This is a genomic window from Nocardia sp. NPDC051832, from assembly GCF_040681285.1.
GTDB lineage: Bacteria > Actinomycetota > Actinomycetes > Mycobacteriales > Mycobacteriaceae > Nocardia.
Genome location: NZ_JBFAYL010000003.1, coordinates 1,554,742 through 1,571,590, shown reverse-complemented (window position 1 = coordinate 1,571,590; position 16,849 = coordinate 1,554,742). Strand labels below are relative to the sequence as shown.

Sequence of the window (16,849 nt, the reverse complement as noted above, 5' to 3'; positions counted from 1 at the left end):
GTTGTGCTCAGCTGTTCGGGCTCCGGGTCGGTCAGGCTCGGCGGTATGGCAATTCAGACTCTTTCCGCGCGGGAGCTGGCGGCGGCGACGCCTGATTCGCGGGACCGCTATATGGACCTGTTGCGGGTGTTCTCGCTGGCGACGGTGGTGCTGGGGCACTGGTTGATGGTGGTGCTGGTGCGCGGGGCGGACGGGGAAGTCCGGGCGGATAACGCGTTGGGGATTCTGCCTGGGTTGCAGCCGCTGACTTGGGTCTTTCAGGTGATGCCGCTGTTCTTCTTCGTGGGCGGTTTCGCGCACGCGGGGGCGCTGCGCCGGGCTCCGGGGTACGCCGAATTCGTCCGTGGGCGGGCCGCGCGGCTATTGATTCCGACCGCGGCGTTCGCGGCTGTCTGGCTGGTCGTGGGGCTGTTGATCGAGTTGACCGGGCACGACTCGGGGCTGCTGCGGACGGCGACGCGGTTGATCGGGCAGCCGCTGTGGTTCGTCGGGGTGTACCTGGGGGTGGTGGCGTTGGCGCCGGTCATGTGGGCGTTGCATCGGCGGTTCGGGATCGCGGTTCCGGTGCTGCTGGTGGCCGGGGTCGCCGGGGTGGATCTGGTTCGATTCGGGCTGGGGCACACGGAGTTCGGGTTGGTCAATGTGGCGCTGGTCTGGCTCGCGGTGCACCAGTTGGGTTTCCTGTACGCCGATGGCCGCCTCGGTCGGCGGGCCGGCGGCGCACTGGCGATCGGCGGGTTGGCCGCCGCGGTGGCCTTGGTGACGTTCGGCCCCTACCCGCTGTCGATGGTGGGCATGCCCGGTGCGGCGGTGTCCAATATGTCGCCGCCGACGGCCGCGCTGATGGCGCACGCGCTGTGGCTGATCGGCGCGGCGGTGCTGCTGCGCAACTCGATCAGTCGTGTGCTTGCCCGCCCCAGGGTGTGGCTTGCGGTGGTTGCCGCCAATGGTGTCGCGATGACCGCGTTCCTTTGGCATCTGACGGCGTTGTTCCTGGTCAGTGGGGTACAGCTGGCGCTCGGCAGTGCCGGGCCGACGGTCGGTTCGGCGCTCTGGTGGTTGAGCCGGCCGATCGAGCTGAGCCTGTTCGCGGCGGTGACCGCGGTGCTCATCGCGCTGTTCCGGCGAATGGACCGGCCGCGGGAGTTGGTGCGCGCGCCGCTGCCCACGAGCCGCGCCGCGTTCGGCATGATCCTGTGCCTGGCCGGGGTGCTCGGCATATCGGCCGCGGGCTTCGGCGGCGCACTCTCCGGGCGGGCCGCCCCGTTGCTGATGTTCGAGGTCACCCCGCTGCGCTGCGTGATCCTGCTGGCCGCCGGCGCGGTGCTGCTCCGGCTGCGTACCGCCCGGTAGGCGCCGAAGCGCAGTGAACCCGTCGGCACCGCGATGCCGACGGGTTCGTTTACTCAAGCCGCCCTGGGCCGTTCCCGCACCTCGTCCAAGTCGTCGAGGAAGCGGTCGATACTGCCCAGCCTGGCGGGCGGGGCGGTCAGGCGAGCACGGACCAGGTGTTCTGTTCGATCCAGGACCGCGGCGTGCAGATCGGACTTCAGCTGATCGGCTATTTCGCGGCGGGCCTGGCGGATTCGCGCGCGGCCCTGGCGCCGGGTGCGCACGGCCGCTTCCTCGGCTTCGGCGCGCATGTCCGCGAGGATCTGGTCCGCGGCGGCGTGTGCCTCCTTTTCGTAGTGCAGTTTCGCGAGTTCCACTTGGGCCAGGGCGGATTCGTGCGCTTCCCCCGCCGCGACCACCTGCGTGGCGGCGCGTCTGCTGTCTTCGAGTTGGGTTCGGATCGTGTTCTGCGACTTGATCATCGCCGCGCGGATGCGGGGTTTGACCGAGCGGTTGAGGACGTAGACGACGACCGCGAAGCCGAAGAGCTGACTGAGGAAGATCGGCCAGTCCCAGACGATGGGGTGCATTCTCCTATCCCTTTCCCGCCCTGGTGGTTTCCGCGCCGAGGACACGGTCGGCCAGCGCTTGCGCGAGCGGATCGACGCTGTCCCGGAGATCGGCGGTGACCTGGTCCGCGTTCGCCTGTAGCTCGGTCAGTGACCGGGCTACCTGCGCGTCGGATTCCGCCTGCGCCGCGAGACGGCGCTCCGCGAGCAGCGAACGGCCTTGCTCGCGTGCCTGTTTCCGGATTCCGGTGGCCGCCACCCGGGCTTCGGCGAGACCCGATTGGTAGGCGGCTTCGGTTTCCGCACGCGCCTTGCGTGCCGTTTCCCGATCGGCCGCGGTCTGCGCGGCGCGCGCTTCACGTTCCGCCAGCACGCGGTGGATCGGCGGGACGACGAAGCGCCAGATGACGCCCAGTACGGTGAGGAAGATCAGTAGCTCGGCGAAGAACGTGCCGTTGGGCAGCAGGAAGTTGTCTTGGGCAGTGTTTTTCGTCGACATCGGCCCGCTACTTGCCTGGCGTCGCGAACACGAACAGTGCCATGAACGCGAGGTTGATGAAGTAGACCGCGTCGATCAAGCCGACCGCCATCAAGTAATTGCCGCGTAGCCGGGATTCCGACTCCGGTTGCCGGGCAACACCGTTGATCAAAGCCGAGCTGGCCATGCCGTTGCCGAAGCCCGCGCCGATCGCGCCGCCGAGCAGGATGAATCCGCCGGCGATGAGCGCCGCCGCCTGGATCATGCCGGTGTTCGTGATGTCCGCCATTTTCGTTTCCCTTCTTGGTGAAACCGGAAAGTCTTGGTGTTCAGTGGTTTTCGTGCTCACGAGCCATCGACTGACCGAAGTACAGGATGGTGAGCAGGGTGAAGATGAAGGCCTGGATGAAGCCGACGAACAGGTCGAGCAGTTTCCAGATCGCGTTGGGGCCCCAGCTGATCCAGGCCGGAAGCAGGGTGATCACCGAGAGCATCACGCCACCGGCGAACATGTTCCCGAACAGTCGCAGCGACAGCGACAGCGGTTTGGCGATCTCCTCGATGATGTTGATGAACACCATCGGACCCCAGCCGGTGTGGCCCTTGAGCACCATCTTCAGGTGCGTGAGCGGACCGCGCCGGACGGCGCCGGCCACCTGGTATCCGAGAAAGACGAACGCGGCCAGCGCGTAGACGAAATTGATGTCCGCGGTCGGCGGATGGATCAGCTCGCCCTCGCCGTAGCGCACCGGCAGCACCGCCAGCCAGTTCGACAGCAGGATGAAGGTGAACAAGGTGACCGCCAGCGGCAGCACGAACGGTGCGATCCGCATCCCGATCGCCGATTCCACCTGCCCGCGCAGCTGCACCGTCACGGTCTCGAAGAACAGCTGAACCCCGTTCGGCACACCGGAAGTCACCGTCGCCCGCAGATAGAACGCCAGCCCGAGCACGATCGCCGCGGCCACCGACGTCGACAGAATCGTGTCGATGTTGAACTCCAGCCCGAGCCACCGCACGGTCTGGTGCTCACCGACCTTGACCGTCGTCATGTCCGCCCCCGCAGCATCGGCCGCGCGAACCACAGCAGCGCGAACGCCTGAAATCCCGCCAGCCCCACCAGAACTCCTACTCCGCCCGGCCGCACCAGGAAGGCCAGAGCCACCGAAACAGCAGTCAGAACAACCAATCTCGCTCCCGAGAACAGAGCCAGTGCACCGACGCCCCCGGCCTCCGAATCGGCGATCCGGTCAACCGACACCCGGGTGAATCGAGCGTTCCCCCAGCCCAGCGCCAACCCGGCGCAAATGAACAAAACCAGCGATATCGCCATAAGGCCTCCCCGTTGAGGTCGTGATACTACGTAGCATAGTTGCTACATTTGATCGCAACAAGACTATTGACTCCACCCACCTCCGTGCGGTGGAATAGAGAGATGCGCAGACCACCGGACGCATGCGGCGCTCCGCTGCTCCGCGGTCGTACGATCGCGGGATGATCCTCTCCGATCGGATTGCGCGCGGCGTCGCAGCAGGAGACGTCGTACAGGTCTTCCGGCGCTGGAGCGAACCCCGGGTGCGGGTCGGCGGTAGATTGCACAGCTCGGCCGGGGTCATCGAAATCGTCAGCGTGGATTCGATTGCGCCACAAGACATCTCGGATCAGGAAGCACGCAGGGCGGGCGAGCCGAATGCCGCGGCCGTGCGTAAAGCGTTTCGTGGCGCCGCGGACGATCCCGTCTACCGGATCACGGTGCGCTTCGCCGGCCCGGACGAGCGCGTGCAGCTTCGCGCCCGTGCGGACCTGACCCGGGACGACGTCGCCGAGATCGACGCGGCCCTGGTCCGTCTCGACCGCGCCAGCCGTCGAGGCCCCTGGACAGCCGCGGTCCTCGACGTCGTCGCCGAGCATCCCGGACGCCGCGCCGGAGACCTCGCCGAGTTGCTCGGCCGAGACAAGGATTCCTTCAAGCTCGACGTCCGCAAACTGAAGAACCTCGGCCTCACCCACAGCCTGGACGTCGGCTACGAGCTCTCACCGCGCGGTGCGCAGTACCTCAGCCGCACCGACGCGCCGTAATTCGCGCGGCCTACCCCACCGCGGCGAGGTACTCGCCGTAGAAGAGCATCAGGCCGACGGCGGCGGCGATGCCGGCGAGGAGCCAGAAGCGGATGATGACGGTGGTTTCGGGCCAGTCGCTGAGTTCGAAATGGTGGTGGAAGGGGGCCATTTTGAACAGGCGGTTGCCAGTGGAGCGGAAGACGACGATCTGTAGCAGGACCGAGAGGATTTCGGCGCAGAACAGGGCGCCGACGACGGCCATCAGCAGTTCGGTGCGGGTGGTGATCGACAGCCCCGCGAGCAGGCCGCCGAGGGCGAGCGAGCCGGTGTCGCCCATGAAGATCTTGGCGGGCGGGGCGTTCCACCAGAGGAATCCGATGCAGGCGCCGACACCGGCGGCGCAGATGACGCCGAGGTCCAGCGGATCGCGGACGTTGTAGCAGCCGACTTCGGGGGTGGTGGTGCACGCGTTGGTGTACTGCCAGAAGGTGATGATCATGTACGCGCCCAGGGCGCAGCTGATCGATCCGGCGGCCAGGCCGTCGAGGCCGTCGGTGATGTTGACCGCGTTGGACCACGCCACCACCAGAAAGCACACCAGCACCAAGAACAGGACGATCCCGAAGGTCACCATCGGATAGTCCCGGACGTAGGACAGGTGGCGGCTGGCCGGAGTCAGCCCGGTGCTGTCCGGGAACCGCAGCGCCAGCACACCGAAGATCACCGCGGCGCCGAGCTGGCCGACGTACTTGCCGGTCGCGGTCAAACCCAGATTGCGGCGCTTACGGAGTTTGATCGAGTCGTCGAGGAACCCGACGATGCCCAGCGCGGTAGCCAATCCGAGCACCAGCAGCCCGGAGGCGGACGGACTTTCGGTGTCGTGCATCCCGATCAGATGCGATCCGAGGTATCCGGCCCAGATGCCGACCAGGATCGCGATACCGCCCATGGTCGGCGTGCCGCGCTTGGCCTGATGGCTCGCCGGCCCGTCGGCCCGGATCTCCTGCCCCACCCGCCTGGTCGCGAACAGCTTGATCAGCAAAGGCGTCAGACTGATCGACACCGCCAGCGCGATCATCGCCGAAAACAAGATCTGCCTCATACGCCACCCAACCCGCCGGAATACTCCTGCTGCCACCGATCAACGCCGCGCGCCAGTGCGCCTCGAAAGATGGTAGCCATCGCCCGATTTCGGCCCCGCGCCGCCGTCAGGCCCGGGCGGTGTGTGCGGCTCGGAGCCGGTGCTTGTAGACCTTGCCGGAGTCGTCGCGGGGCAGTTGGTCGACGATGTGGATCTCGGGGAGTTTGTAGTTGGCGAGGAGGTCGGTGAGGGCCGATCGAACGTCGTTGGGGTGCAGGGTGGTTCCGGGGCGGGGAACGATGTGGGCGTGGACGGATTCGCCGAGGTCGGCGGAGGTGGGGACGCCGAAGACGGCGGCGTCTTCGATGCCGGGGAGCGACATCAGGGCGTTCTCGATCTCGGCGGGGTAGATGTTGACGCCGCCGGCGATGATGATTTCGGCGGAGCGGCCGGTGAGGTAGAGGTAGCCGTCGGAGCCGAGGTATCCGGTGTCGCCGACGGTGATCATGCCGGGCAGGGGGCTGGACCGGGTGGCGGGGTGGTTGAGGTAATGGAAGGCGGGCCAGTAGTCCGCACCGCGGAGATGGACGTCGCCGATCGCACCGGCCGGGAGCTCAGCGCCGTCAGCATCGAGGATGCGGACAGCTGAGCCGTCGACGGGACGGCCGACGCTGCCCGGATTCTCGAGCCACTCCTCGGCGGTGATCCAGGTGATCGCACCGGCTTCGCTGCAACCATAGAACTCGTGCAGAGCACTGCCGAACCAGTCGATGGCGGCGCGTTTGACGGCGGGCGGGCACGGGGCAGCGGAGTGGATCAGGTGGGTGAGACTGGAAACGTCGTAGCGGGAACGGATTTCGGCGGGCAGGCTCAGCAGGCGACTGAGCATGGTGGGGACGACCTTGGCGTGCTGGATGCGATCGCGGTCGACCAGACGCAGGAAATCCTCGGCGTCCCAGCGCGGCATGAGGGTGATGTTGGTCCCCATGCGCAGGGCGAGGACGGCGACCGCGTTCGGACTGGTGTGATAGAGCGGTCCGGCTACCAGCATGTGGCCGCCGGGTGTGAGACCCATCCGCTGCGCGGTGCCACCGGCGATGGCGAGCAGCTGGGTGGGAGTCATGCGTTCGCGGGCAACGCCTTTGGGCTTCCCGGTGGTGCCGGAGGTGTAGATCAAGCCCATCGAGTCGCTGATCGCGCCTTCGACGTAGCCGAGTGGTTCGGGATGCTCGGCGATCCACTGTTCGAGGTTTGGGTGCCGTTCGGTGGGGTGCGTGCACGCCGAGTCGAGGCCGAGCGCGCTTACCAGCTCCCCCGGCATCGTGACCTCGACGATCAGTGGCGCGACATTCGCCTGCGCGGCAGCGGATTCGACGATTGGGATGAACTCGGTATGCGCGATCACCAGCCGGGCATCGGCATCGGCCAGGACATGGGCCACCTCGGCGGCTTTCCACCGGGTGTTGATCGGCACCGGATTCGCACCACAGGTCGCGATGCCGAGGGCGACCTCCAGGAACTCGATGTCGTTGCGCAGCAGCACCGCAACGCGATCCCCGCGCTCGATACCGGCGGAAATCAGTGCGGCGGCAAGACTTCCGGCACGAGCGTGCGCGTCGGGCTGGGAACGCACCCGCGTGCCGCAGGTGATGGTGGGAACCGAGGCATCCTGCATGTGCGCAGTCTGCCACGGCGGCCCCGCCCCGGTTGACCTCAACCATGGTTGAGCACGCACAGTGGAATCATGACGATACCGTTGGAAACCTGGAACGCCGTCTACGACAACGACTCCGCACCCTGGGTGATCGGTGCGCCGCAGCCCGCGATCGTGGCACTGGAACAGCAGGGCTGGATCGCCGGCCGAGTTCTCGACCCGGGTACCGGGGCCGGAGAACACACCATCCTGCTGACCCGGCTCGGTTACGACGTCCGGGGCATCGACGTCTCCCCCAGCGCGGTGGCGTACGCGCGCCGCAACGCGGCGGCGCAAGGCGTGCCGTCGGCTCGGTTCGAAGTCGCCGATGCCCTGGACCTCGCCGCCGCCACGGCGCTGTCCGAGGACGGCGGTGCGCCGGTATTCGACACCATCGTCGACAGCGCCCTGTTCCACGTGTTCGGCGAGAATCCCGAGGGCCGCGCCGCCTACGTACGCAGCCTGCACGCGGTGTGCAAGCCGGGCGGGCTGGTCCACGTGCTGGCGCTCTCGGACCGGGAACCGGGTATCGGTCCGCGCATCAGCGACACGCTGATCCGCGAGTCCTTCGGCGCGGGCTGGGAATTGGAGGACCTGCGGCCGGTCCGCTACCTGGGCCGGGTGACCGAGTCGGTCGCCGAACAAGCCGCCGAACTGGAGCAGACCGACGGACAGGTGAGCGTCGCCGCCTGGCTGGCCCGGTTCCGCCGGCAGCCCTAGCGGCTCATGCCCTTCACGCGACGGCCGATCTCGCGGGTGACCTCACGCTCCGCCGTCCGCCTGGCGATGTCCTGACGCTTGTCGTAGTCCTGCTTGCCCTTGGCCAGCGCGAGCTCGACCTTGACCTTGCCGTCGGAGAAGTACATGGACAGCGGCACCAAGGTCTGGTTGCCCTCTCGGGATTTGCCGACGAGCCGCTCGATCTCCCGCTTGTGCAGCAGTAGTTTGCGGACGCGGCGGGGCGAGTGGTTGGTCCAGGTGCCGTGACTGAACTCGGGGATGTGCAGGCCGCGCAGCCACACCTCGCGGTTGTCGACCGTCGCGAAGGCGTCGACCAAGGAGGCCTTGCCCTCACGCAGGCTCTTCACCTCGGTGCCCACCAGCGCGATCCCGGCCTCGAAGGTTTCCAGGATCGTGTAGTTGTGCCGCGCTCGGCGGTTGGTCGCGATGACCTTGCGCCCCTTCTCCTTCATTCGGTCCACTTTATGTGACGCGGCAACCGGTTTTTTCCGGCGGGGCTTTCAGTGCAGGTTGAGGTAGAGCACGAGCAGGCCGATGAAAGCCGCCAGCATCAGCAGAGTCGTGTAGCGGGGGCGGCCCAGACGTCTGGGATAACGATGGCCGAGCCAGACCGAATCCACTATGGGGTCTCCTCTCCTGCGACCGTCGGTATCGGCATTTCCGCTCTCGGCAGGAGAGCCGCCGGACACTTCGGGCTCGTCGTCGGACGCACCATCACCGGATGCCATGCGAGCACGGTAGCGGGCACCCCCACCATCCTGCCCGGTTTGGTCCCCGATCGGCCCCGCTGTTGCGATTCGGTGATATTGCGGCGCAGGGCGATTGCGGTCAGGCCAATCGGCGCCGGAAGGCCTCGGTGCCCGCGCCGGTCGACGGGTCGACGGTGACAACGCGCAGGTCCACGGCATTGACCGACAGATCCATAACCATGAAACCGAGCTGGTGATGGTCCTCGAACAGCGCCGCGTTGGGGCCGGTCCGGCCGGCATGGCCGGCGGTCTTGGCGGCCGCGCCGGAGACGAGCTGGCGGGTGCCCTTGGCCTCCGGGGTCGGTTCCAGCACCTGCAGGTCGTGGTCGTGACCGGACAGGATGAAGTGCGCCTTGCCCGCCACATGCTCTTCGAAGAAGCGCTTGACGTGCACGCCGTTGATCGGCTCGATCGACAGGCCCTCGTAGCGGCCGGCGTTGCCGTGGCTGCCGTTGCTCAGGTACGGGTGATGGGTACAGACGATCTTCCACTTGGCCGGGGATTCGGCCAGGGCGCGGTCCAGCCAGGCGCGCTGCTCGTTCATGAAGGTGCCGTCGACCGCCCAGTACTCCGACAGCACCGGCGGGATGTAGGAACCGAGCGGGTTGAGATCGAGGATGAAGAACTCGACCACCGGGTTCGGGCGGACCGAGTAGTAGCGGCTCGGCATCCACCAGCGCGGCGAGTTCGCGTGGTACTCGACCTCGGCATTGCCGCGCAGCAGCCAGCCGCCGTCGCCGGGCAGGATGGAGCTGGTGTCGTGGTTGCCGAGCACCATCGCCCAGGGGAAATCCAGGCCCGCGTTGGGGTTCTCGAACTTGTCGGCGAACTGGACGTCGGTGGCGCTGGTGGGGCCGGATTCGTAGATGTTGTCGCCGAGGCCGAGCGCCAGGGTGAAGGGCTCGCGGCGGTGGAATTCGCGGGCGGCGTCGGCGACGGCCCACTGGGTGCGGGTACCGGTGCCGGCGTCACCGGTGACGAGGACACGGACGGTGCGCTGATCGGCCGGGAAGCCGAACTTCTCGACGCCCTGCGCGACCGGCACCGCTTGGGCGGGTGAGAGGCCGACCAGCGTCGCGCTCGCCGCGACGGCGGCCGCACCGGTCAGCAGTTCCCGGCGTCCGATGCCCTGCGCGCCACTCATTCATGCCTCCAGCTGATTCCACGCGACTGCCCTCGCACATATTGGTCGATTGACCAAGACGTGTCCAGTGCCGCCGCCGGTCGTTCACGGCCTGTACACCGGGCATACTGCCGGAACGACCGGACCGCGGTGGGGATTATCGATTCTCAGCGGGTCGCGAGCACGAATTCGACGAGTTCCTTCGCCATCGGCTCGGCCTCCCAGGTGTGCTGGGCGCCCGGCACGGCTTTCTGGGTCGCGCCCGGGATGGCGGCGACGATCGAATCCGCGGCGGCGTACATCTCCGGGAACGTCTCCGCCCCCGTCATCGCCAGCACCGGGACCTTGACGGTCGCGAAAAGTTCAGCGTGGGGAGCGGATTCGGCCCAGGCGAGCGACTCGCCGTCGGCCCGGAGGCTGCCGGCCTGGGCGACCAGATCCGGGAACTCCGGGGATTGCCGCCAGTTGTCGAAGAACTCCGGCGGCATGTCTTTCATGTAGTAGCGCATCGCGCCTTCCAGATCACCGGCGTCGATGCGCCGATCGACCTCGGCGGCCCATTCCCGGCCGCCGCTGTCCGGCGGGCCGAGGGGCGCTTCGAAGAGGGCGAGCCCGTCGACCGCCAGCCCGCGCACGGCGGCGGCGAGCGCGATCGAACAACCCGACGAGTGCCCGCACAGCACCGCGCTGCCGCCCGCCACCTCGATCAGGGCGGCCACGGCAGCGAGTTCCCGGGCCAGGTCGATCGGCCCGTCGACCTTGCTCTCGCCGCGGCCGACGCGATCGTGAACAATGGTCGTAATCCCCTGGCGTGCAGCGAGTTCAGCGGTCTGGGTGGTCACCGGATCGATGGCGCGGTAGGGACCGGCGCCCGCGATGAAGATCAGCCCGGGGCCCGATCCCCGGAGGTCGTAGGCGACTCGGTCGCCGCGCGCAGTGGTCACATAGTCACTCATGAATCGTCTCCTCGAGCGTTCTGGGCAGCCGTCGACCCCGGTTCGCAGGGCCCGCTATTCGGTAGGACGCTGTCAGGCCGCGAAATTCATCGCGCACTGCTCCGAGACTCCGACCAGCGGGTACCGCGCTCGACGCTCGCTAGTCCGCCGCGAGCACTTCCAGCACGCCCTCGCCGTACTTGGTGAGCTTCGCTTCACCGACGCCGCCGACGCTGCCGAGCTCGGTCAGGCTCGTAGGCTTGCGCGCCACGATCTCCCGCAGGGTCGCGTCGTGGAAGACCACGTAGGCGGGTACGCCCTGCTCCTTGGCGGTCGCCGCGCGCCAGGCCCGCAGCCGTTCGAACAGCGGCACATCCGCGGCGGCGAGGTCGGCGGCAGGAGCCTTGCCGCCCTTGGCTTTTGCCGATCGGGCGGGTTTCGCGGCACGCTCGGGTTCCCGGCGCAACCGCACCTGACGGCCGTCGAAGAGCACCTCGTTGCCCGCCTCGGTGAGGGTGAGAACCCCGTAATCGCCGTGTACCGCCAGCAAGCCCTGCGCGAGCAACTGCCGCACGACGCCGCGCCATTCGATATCGCGCAGGTCGGTGCCGATGCCGAACACCTTGAGCTCGTGGTGATCGTATTGCAGCACTTTGGGATTCGACTTGCCGAGCAGGATGTCGATGACGTGCCCGGCGCCGAAACTCTGGTTGCGTTCCCGCTTCAGGCGCAGCACCGTGGACAGCAGTTTCTGTGCGGGCACGGTGCCGTCCCAGGACTCCGGCGGAGTCAGGCAGGTATCGCAGTTGCCGCACGCTTCGCCCTGCTGACCGAAGTAGGCCAGCAGCTGCGTGCGGCGGCAGCTGACCGTTTCGCACAGCGCCAGCATGGCGTCCAGATGCAGCTGTAGCTGGCGGCGGTGTGCGGCGTCGCCCTCGGAGGAGTCGATCATCTTCCGTTGCTGCACCACGTCGTTGAGCCCGTAGACCATCCACGCGGTGGACGCTTGCCCGTCGCGGCCGGCGCGGCCGGTCTCCTGGTAGTAGCCCTCCACCGACTTCGGCAGATCCAGGTGCGCCACGAATCGCACATCCGGTTTGTCGATACCCATGCCGAAGGCGATGGTGGCGACCACCACCAAGCCTTCCTCGCGCAGGAACCGGGATTGGTTCTCGGCGCGGGTGCGGTTGTCCAAGCCCGCGTGATACGGGACGGCGGTGATGCCGTTCTCGGTGAGGAACGCCGCCGTCTTCTCCACCGAGTTGCGGGACAGGCAGTAGACGATGCCGGCGTCGCCGGGATGCTCGGCCTTCAGGAACTCGAGCAGCTGCCGATCCGGTCGATTCTTCGGCTCGATCCGATATTGGATATTGGGCCGATCGAAGCTGGCGACGAACTGCCGCGCGGCGCCCAGATCGAGCCGCTGCACGATCTCGTCCCGGGTTTTCCCGGTGGCGGTGGCCGTGAGCGCGATGCGCGGCACGTCGGGCCAGCGCTCGTGCAGCATGGACAGCGCCAGATAGTCGGGCCGGAAGTCGTGGCCCCACTGCGAAACACAGTGCGCTTCGTCGATGGCGAACAGCGCGATCTTGCCGCGGTCGAGCAACTGCGCTGTCGACTCCAGGCGCAGGCGTTCCGGAGCGAGGTAGAGCAGATCGAGTTCGCCGGCCACGAACTGCGCCTCGACCATGCGCCGCTCATCCGGGTACTGCGTGGAATTCAGGAAGCCGGCCCGGACGCCGAGCGCGCTGAGCGCGTCCACCTGGTCCTGCATCAGCGCGATCAGCGGCGACACCACCACGCCCACACCGGGACGCACCAGCGCGGGCACCTGATAGCACAACGACTTACCGCCGCCGGTCGGCATGAGCACGAGCGCGTCGCCGCCGCCGATCACCTGTTCGACGATCTGCTCCTGCTCGCCGCGGAAGCTGTCGTAACCGAATACGCGACGTAGAACCTCTTGCGCCGCAGTGGATTCCGCGCCTTCGCGGGCGTCGCCATCGGTCACCGGGAATGCTTCGGAGAGGGTCACCCGGCCCATCCTACGAGCGGTCCCCGACGACCGCGCCGCCGTTGCGAAGGTCGACCTGGGCCGATCCTGAAGTTGTCCACATGGGGATAAACCAATCGGTCAGATCATTCACGCACGTAGTAGCGCAGGGTGGCATACGCCGTCACCGCCGCGACCAGCACACCGACCGGCGCGATCGTCAACGCCACCACGGCGATGTCGTCGCCGGTGATGCGCGGAAACACATTGCTGTCGAACAACGGCCCGAGCGCCCGATCGATGACCAGCGGCCGGGCGACGAGCAGACCCAGGATCGCCAGCAGCGACCCGGTCAGCGCCGCGACCACGGCCTCCATCAGGAACGGCAGCTGGGTGTACCACCGCGTCGCACCGACCAGCCGCATGATGCTGACCTCGGTCCGCCGGGTGAACGCCGCGATCTGCATCATGTTCGCGATCAACAGCAGCGCCGCCAGCGCCATCACGATGGCCAGACCGAACGCCGCGTTGCGCAAGCCATCGAACAGCCGCAACAGCCGGTCCACGAACTCCCGGTCGTTGGCGACCGTCCGCACGCCCTGCCGGCCGTGGAAACTCTCGTAGATGTGCTCGTACTGACTGCCGTCGGTCATCTTCACCCGCATCGAGGCGGGCAGCGGCGTCTCGGAGATGTACTGCACCATCTCGGGCTGGTCGGCGAAGAGCTTCTTCGCCTCCTCCAGCGCGGCCGCGCGGTTGAGGAACTGCACGCTCACCACGCCGTCGGTCTTCTTCATGTCCGCCAGCAACGACTTACACGGCTCGGTCGCGCAGTCCGGGTCGGTGTCGGAGATGGCCTCGTCGAGATAGAAGCGCACCTCCAAGCGGCCGGTGAAGTACTGCTCGGTCTTGTCGGCCATCCGGACCGACAGCAGGCCGCCGCCGAGCATGGCCAGCGACACCGCGGTGGTCAGCACCATCGCGATCGTCATGGTGACGTTGCGGCGCAGACCGGTGAAAACCTCGTTGAACAGGAAGCTCAGCCGCATTACCGATCCACTCCGTAAACGCCGTAGGCATCGTCGCGCACCATGCGGCCGCGGTCGAGTTCGATGACCCGCCTGCGCATCGCGTCGACGATGTTGTTGTCGTGCGTGGCCATCACCACAGTGGTGCCGATCCGGTTGATCCGCTCCAGCAGCATCATGATGTCGGCGCTGGTGTCCGGATCGAGATTGCCGGTCGGTTCGTCGGCGAGCAGCACCAGCGGCCGGTTCACGAACGCGCGGGCGATCGCCACCCGCTGCTGCTCGCCGCCCGAGAGTTCATTGGGCAGCCGGTCCCCCTTGCCGCCGAGCCCGACCATGTCGAGCGTCTCCGGGACCGTGCGGTCGATGAACTGGCGCCGCTTGCCGATCACCTCCAGCGCGAACGCCACGTTCTCGTAGACGGTCTTCTGCTGCAACAGCCGGAAATCCTGGAACACGCAGCCCATTCGCTGCCGCAGTTTCGGGACCTTACGCCCGGGCAGCCGGTCGACCTGGAAATCGGCGACCTGGATCTGCCCGGCGGTCGGCGCCTCCTCTTTCAGCAGCAGCCGCATGAAGGTCGACTTGCCGGATCCGGACGGACCGATCACGAAGACGAACTCGCCCTTGTCCACATGCAGTGAAATGTCCTGGAGCGCGGGCCGCGTCGACGTCTTGTAGAGCTTGGTGACGTTCCGCATGGTGATCACGGGGAGTCAGTGTAGCCAGCAACGCCCGCGCATACATCTCCGCGCAACAGCTATCGCGCAGCGGGTTCCGCGTTCTGCGTAGTAGACACGCTGTTCACGAAGAAACCGGCGCCCGGCTGACTCGGTTCATCAGGCTTGACGAACAACCACAGCGCGAACGTCCCAACCCAGGCCGCCATCAGGATGGCGGTGGACTTCCGCGGCTTCATCTCGGTGGTCTGCAAGGGCTTGAGCGAGGTCGGCTTACGAAGTTGAAGTTTCACTGATTCCCTCTCGTCGCAGCGCGGCGGCAACCCGCACCCGCAACTCGCGACTGACTTCGAACTGCTTGCCCGGCAACGTGCGAGCAACCATTCGGATGTTCATCTGGTCCACGGTGAGATCCTCGACGCCCATCACACTGGGTTCGTCGAGCAGGAGCGGTTCGAGCCTGCGATCGCGATAGGCCTCGGCGCCTACCTGATGCAAGATCTCGTTGATCCGCGTGATGTCGGCGCTGGCCGACACCGGCACGTCGATCGCTGCGCGCGCCCAATCCTTGGACAGGTTGGTCACCTTCACGATTTGACCGTTCGGCACGGTGATCACTTCGCCGTCCGCGTTGCGCAGCGTGGTGATCCGCAGCGTGACGTCCTCGACCGTACCCTCGGCCAGCTCCGCGGAGCCGGTGACCGAGATGCTCACCACATCACCGAAGCCGTACTGCCGCTCGGTGATCAGGAAGAACCCGGCGAGGATGTCCTGCACGATGCGCTGCGCACCGAAACCCAGTGCGGCGCCGAGCACCGCGGCGGGTGCGACCAGGCCGGTGACCTGGAAGCCGAGCCGGCGCAGCACCTCCATGCCGACCAGCACGTAGACGATCGTCAGCACCACCCAGGTCAGCACCTGCGCCAGCGCGTGCCGGTGCTTGGCCGCCTCGGTGCGCACCAGCGCGTCGCTGCTGCGGAATCCGGCGTCGATCTTGTTGGTGACCCGGTCCCTGATGAAGGTGGCGAATCGGCTGAACAAGATCGCGCCCAGGAGCAGCAGCACAATCTCGAGGCCCTGCGAACGCAGCCAGACCGTGGTGTCCGAGGCGATACCGAGAGCCATCACCGCGCACCTCCCGGCACCAGATTCGTACCATCCGTAACACGCACGCCAGACAGGCTACAGCGCGGCGCCGCGCGACACGAGCGCTGTCGCCCGGTAGCGAATCCGGCGCCAGATCGAAATCCAGCCAGCCGCAGGCTAATTCGCCTGCTCCCGCATACGCCAGCGAATTCCGCTCTCCACAAACGCGTCGATTTCGCCGTCCAGTACCGCTGACGGGTTGTTCACCTCGTAGTTGGTGCGCAGGTCCTTCACCATCTGGTACGGGTGCAGCACGTAGGACCGCATCTGGTTGCCCCAGGACGCGCCCTCGTTGGTCTTGAGCGCGTCCATCTCGGCGCGCTCCTCCTGCCGCTTGCGTTCCAGCAACTTGGCCTGCAGCACGCGCATGGCCGAGATCTTGTTCTGCAGCTGGGACTTCTCGTTCTGGCAGGTGACCACGATGCCGGTCGGGATGTGGGTCAGGCGCACCGCGGAGTCGGTGGTGTTGACGCTCTGACCACCCGGGCCCGAGGAACGGTACACATCGACGCGGATCTCGTTCTCCGGGATCTCGATGTGGTCGGTGGTCTCCACCACCGGCAGCACCTCGACCTCGGCGAAGGAGGTCTGGCGGCGGCCCTGGTTGTCGAACGGGCTGATGCGCACCAGGCGATGCGTGCCCATCTCCACCGAGAGGGTGCCGTAGGCGTAAGGCGCCTTGACCGCGAAGGTCGCGCTCTTGATGCCCGCTTCTTCGGCGTAGGAAGTGTCGTAGATCTCGACGGTGTACTTGTGCCGTTCGGCCCACCGGACATACATGCGCATCAGCATCTGCGCCCAGTCGGCGGCGTCCACGCCGCCGGCGCCGGAACGGATGTTGACCAGCGCGTCCCGCTTGTCGTATTCGCCCGAGAGCAGCGTGCGGACTTCCATCGCCTCCACGTCGACATGCAGCGCGGACCGCTCGGCGTCGGCGTCGGCGAGCGCCTGGACCTGCGCGTCACCCTCCTCGCCCTCGGCCAGCTCGTAGAGCACCGGCAGATCCTCCAGGCGCTGCCGCAGTTCCTCGACGCGGCGCAGCTCGCTCTGGGCGTGCGACAGCTCGCTGGTCACCTGCTGGGCGTGGTCCTGGTTGTTCCACAGTTCCGGGTCCGCGGCCTGGTGTTCGAGCTCATCGATGCGGCGGCGCAGTTCCTCGATGTCGAGGACCGACTCGACCGTCTTGAGCGTGGCGTCGAGTTCGGCGAGATCAGCGGAAACGTCAGGATGCACGATGTTC

General features: G+C 67.0%; 20 protein-coding genes. 3 read left to right on the top strand and 17 right to left on the bottom strand.

The genetic code is table 11. The features are described from left to right. Positions 1-45: 45 nt before the first annotated feature. Entirely contained in the window at positions 46-1,353 is a 1,308-nt protein-coding gene (locus AB0M14_RS24980) for an acyltransferase (protein WP_364998722.1), read from the top strand. Positions 1,354-1,406: 53 nt separating this feature from the next. Here the strand turns inward: AB0M14_RS24980 and AB0M14_RS24975 are convergent, their stop codons facing one another. Genes AB0M14_RS24975 through AB0M14_RS24955 form a run of 5 tightly spaced genes read right to left on the bottom strand, consistent with a single transcriptional unit; the run spans position 1,407 to position 3,712 of the window. Next, positions 1,407-1,922, bottom strand: coding sequence for a hypothetical protein (locus AB0M14_RS24975; protein ID WP_364998721.1), 516 nt, complete (start codon positions 1,920-1,922; stop codon positions 1,407-1,409). A 4-nt stretch (positions 1,923-1,926) separates the two neighbouring features. Beyond that, positions 1,927-2,400: a F0F1 ATP synthase subunit B gene (locus tag AB0M14_RS24970; protein ID WP_364998719.1), complete on the bottom strand. Its 474-nt coding sequence runs from the start codon at positions 2,398-2,400 to the stop codon at positions 1,927-1,929. 7 nt (positions 2,401-2,407) lie between these two features. After that, the gene (gene atpE / locus AB0M14_RS24965; protein WP_209888471.1) at positions 2,408-2,668 is read right to left on the bottom strand and encodes an ATP synthase F0 subunit C; all 261 of its coding nucleotides are present in this window, start codon (positions 2,666-2,668) and stop codon (positions 2,408-2,410) included. A gap of 40 nt (positions 2,669-2,708) precedes the next feature. Beyond that, positions 2,709-3,431, bottom strand: a complete 723-nt coding sequence (gene atpB, locus AB0M14_RS24960) for a F0F1 ATP synthase subunit A (RefSeq protein WP_364998717.1) — start codon at positions 3,429-3,431, stop codon at positions 2,709-2,711. Next, on the bottom strand, positions 3,428-3,712 hold the full coding sequence (locus AB0M14_RS24955; RefSeq protein ID WP_364998715.1) for a hypothetical protein: 285 nt from the start codon (positions 3,710-3,712) through the stop codon (positions 3,428-3,430). Before AB0M14_RS24955 ends, atpB begins: the two co-directional genes overlap by 4 nt. Before the next feature lie 161 nt (positions 3,713-3,873). Between AB0M14_RS24955 and AB0M14_RS24950 the strand changes: the two genes are divergently transcribed. Then, positions 3,874-4,458 carry a hypothetical protein gene (locus AB0M14_RS24950; RefSeq protein WP_364998713.1) on the top strand — a complete coding sequence of 195 codons (585 nt, stop codon included), beginning with the start codon at positions 3,874-3,876 and terminating at the stop codon, positions 4,456-4,458. Positions 4,459-4,468: 10 nt separating this feature from the next. Here AB0M14_RS24950 and mraY read toward each other — a convergent pair whose 3' ends face one another. Both mraY and AB0M14_RS24940 read right to left on the bottom strand, forming a co-directional pair. Then, positions 4,469-5,542 (bottom strand): phospho-N-acetylmuramoyl-pentapeptide-transferase, encoded by a 1,074-nt coding sequence (gene mraY / locus AB0M14_RS24945; protein ID WP_364998711.1) that lies wholly within the window; start codon positions 5,540-5,542, stop codon positions 4,469-4,471. 106 nt (positions 5,543-5,648) lie between these two features. Then, a complete protein-coding gene (locus AB0M14_RS24940) occupies positions 5,649-7,196 on the bottom strand; it encodes an AMP-binding protein (RefSeq protein WP_364998709.1) in 1,548 nt (515 codons plus the stop codon). A gap of 69 nt (positions 7,197-7,265) precedes the next feature. On the opposite strand from AB0M14_RS24940, the gene AB0M14_RS24935 reads away from it, so the two are divergent. Further along, the gene (locus AB0M14_RS24935; protein ID WP_364998707.1) at positions 7,266-7,934 is read left to right on the top strand and encodes a class I SAM-dependent methyltransferase; all 669 of its coding nucleotides are present in this window, start codon (positions 7,266-7,268) and stop codon (positions 7,932-7,934) included. On the opposite strand, the gene smpB is transcribed toward AB0M14_RS24935, so the two are convergent. The 10 genes from smpB to prfB all read right to left on the bottom strand — a co-directional run bounded on the left by smpB (position 7,931) and on the right by prfB (position 16,842). Then, positions 7,931-8,407, bottom strand: coding sequence for an SsrA-binding protein SmpB (gene smpB, locus AB0M14_RS24930; protein ID WP_194815049.1), 477 nt, complete (start codon positions 8,405-8,407; stop codon positions 7,931-7,933). The two genes, AB0M14_RS24935 and smpB, sit on opposite strands and share 4 nt — an antisense overlap. 48 nt (positions 8,408-8,455) lie before the next feature. After that, on the bottom strand, positions 8,456-8,683 hold the full coding sequence (locus AB0M14_RS24925) for a hypothetical protein (RefSeq protein WP_364998705.1): 228 nt from the start codon (positions 8,681-8,683) through the stop codon (positions 8,456-8,458). Positions 8,684-8,783: 100 nt separating this feature from the next. Beyond that, positions 8,784-9,848: a metallophosphoesterase gene (locus AB0M14_RS24920; RefSeq protein WP_364998704.1), complete on the bottom strand. Its 1,065-nt coding sequence runs from the start codon at positions 9,846-9,848 to the stop codon at positions 8,784-8,786. Between the two features lie 146 nt (positions 9,849-9,994). Further along, a complete protein-coding gene (locus AB0M14_RS24915; protein WP_364998702.1) occupies positions 9,995-10,783 on the bottom strand; it encodes an alpha/beta hydrolase in 789 nt (262 codons plus the stop codon). Between the two features lie 139 nt (positions 10,784-10,922). Further along, positions 10,923-12,773, bottom strand: coding sequence for a DNA helicase RecQ (gene recQ, locus AB0M14_RS24910; RefSeq protein ID WP_364999067.1), 1,851 nt, complete (start codon positions 12,771-12,773; stop codon positions 10,923-10,925). A gap of 128 nt (positions 12,774-12,901) precedes the next feature. After that, positions 12,902-13,804, bottom strand: coding sequence for a permease-like cell division protein FtsX (gene ftsX, locus AB0M14_RS24905; protein ID WP_364998700.1), 903 nt, complete (start codon positions 13,802-13,804; stop codon positions 12,902-12,904). Next, positions 13,804-14,493 (bottom strand): cell division ATP-binding protein FtsE, encoded by a 690-nt coding sequence (gene ftsE, locus AB0M14_RS24900; protein WP_364998698.1) that lies wholly within the window; start codon positions 14,491-14,493, stop codon positions 13,804-13,806. The genes ftsX and ftsE overlap by 1 nt, the downstream gene beginning before the upstream one ends. Before the next feature lie 50 nt (positions 14,494-14,543). After that, positions 14,544-14,756: a hypothetical protein gene (locus tag AB0M14_RS24895; RefSeq protein ID WP_364998696.1), complete on the bottom strand. Its 213-nt coding sequence runs from the start codon at positions 14,754-14,756 to the stop codon at positions 14,544-14,546. Beyond that, positions 14,737-15,588 (bottom strand): mechanosensitive ion channel family protein, encoded by an 852-nt coding sequence (locus AB0M14_RS24890; protein ID WP_364998695.1) that lies wholly within the window; start codon positions 15,586-15,588, stop codon positions 14,737-14,739. The genes AB0M14_RS24895 and AB0M14_RS24890 overlap by 20 nt, the downstream gene beginning before the upstream one ends. A gap of 138 nt (positions 15,589-15,726) precedes the next feature. Then, complete coding sequence (prfB, locus tag AB0M14_RS24885) at positions 15,727-16,842, bottom strand: peptide chain release factor 2 (RefSeq protein WP_364998694.1); 1,116 nt, start codon at positions 16,840-16,842, stop codon at positions 15,727-15,729. Positions 16,843-16,849: the final 7 nt, after the last annotated feature.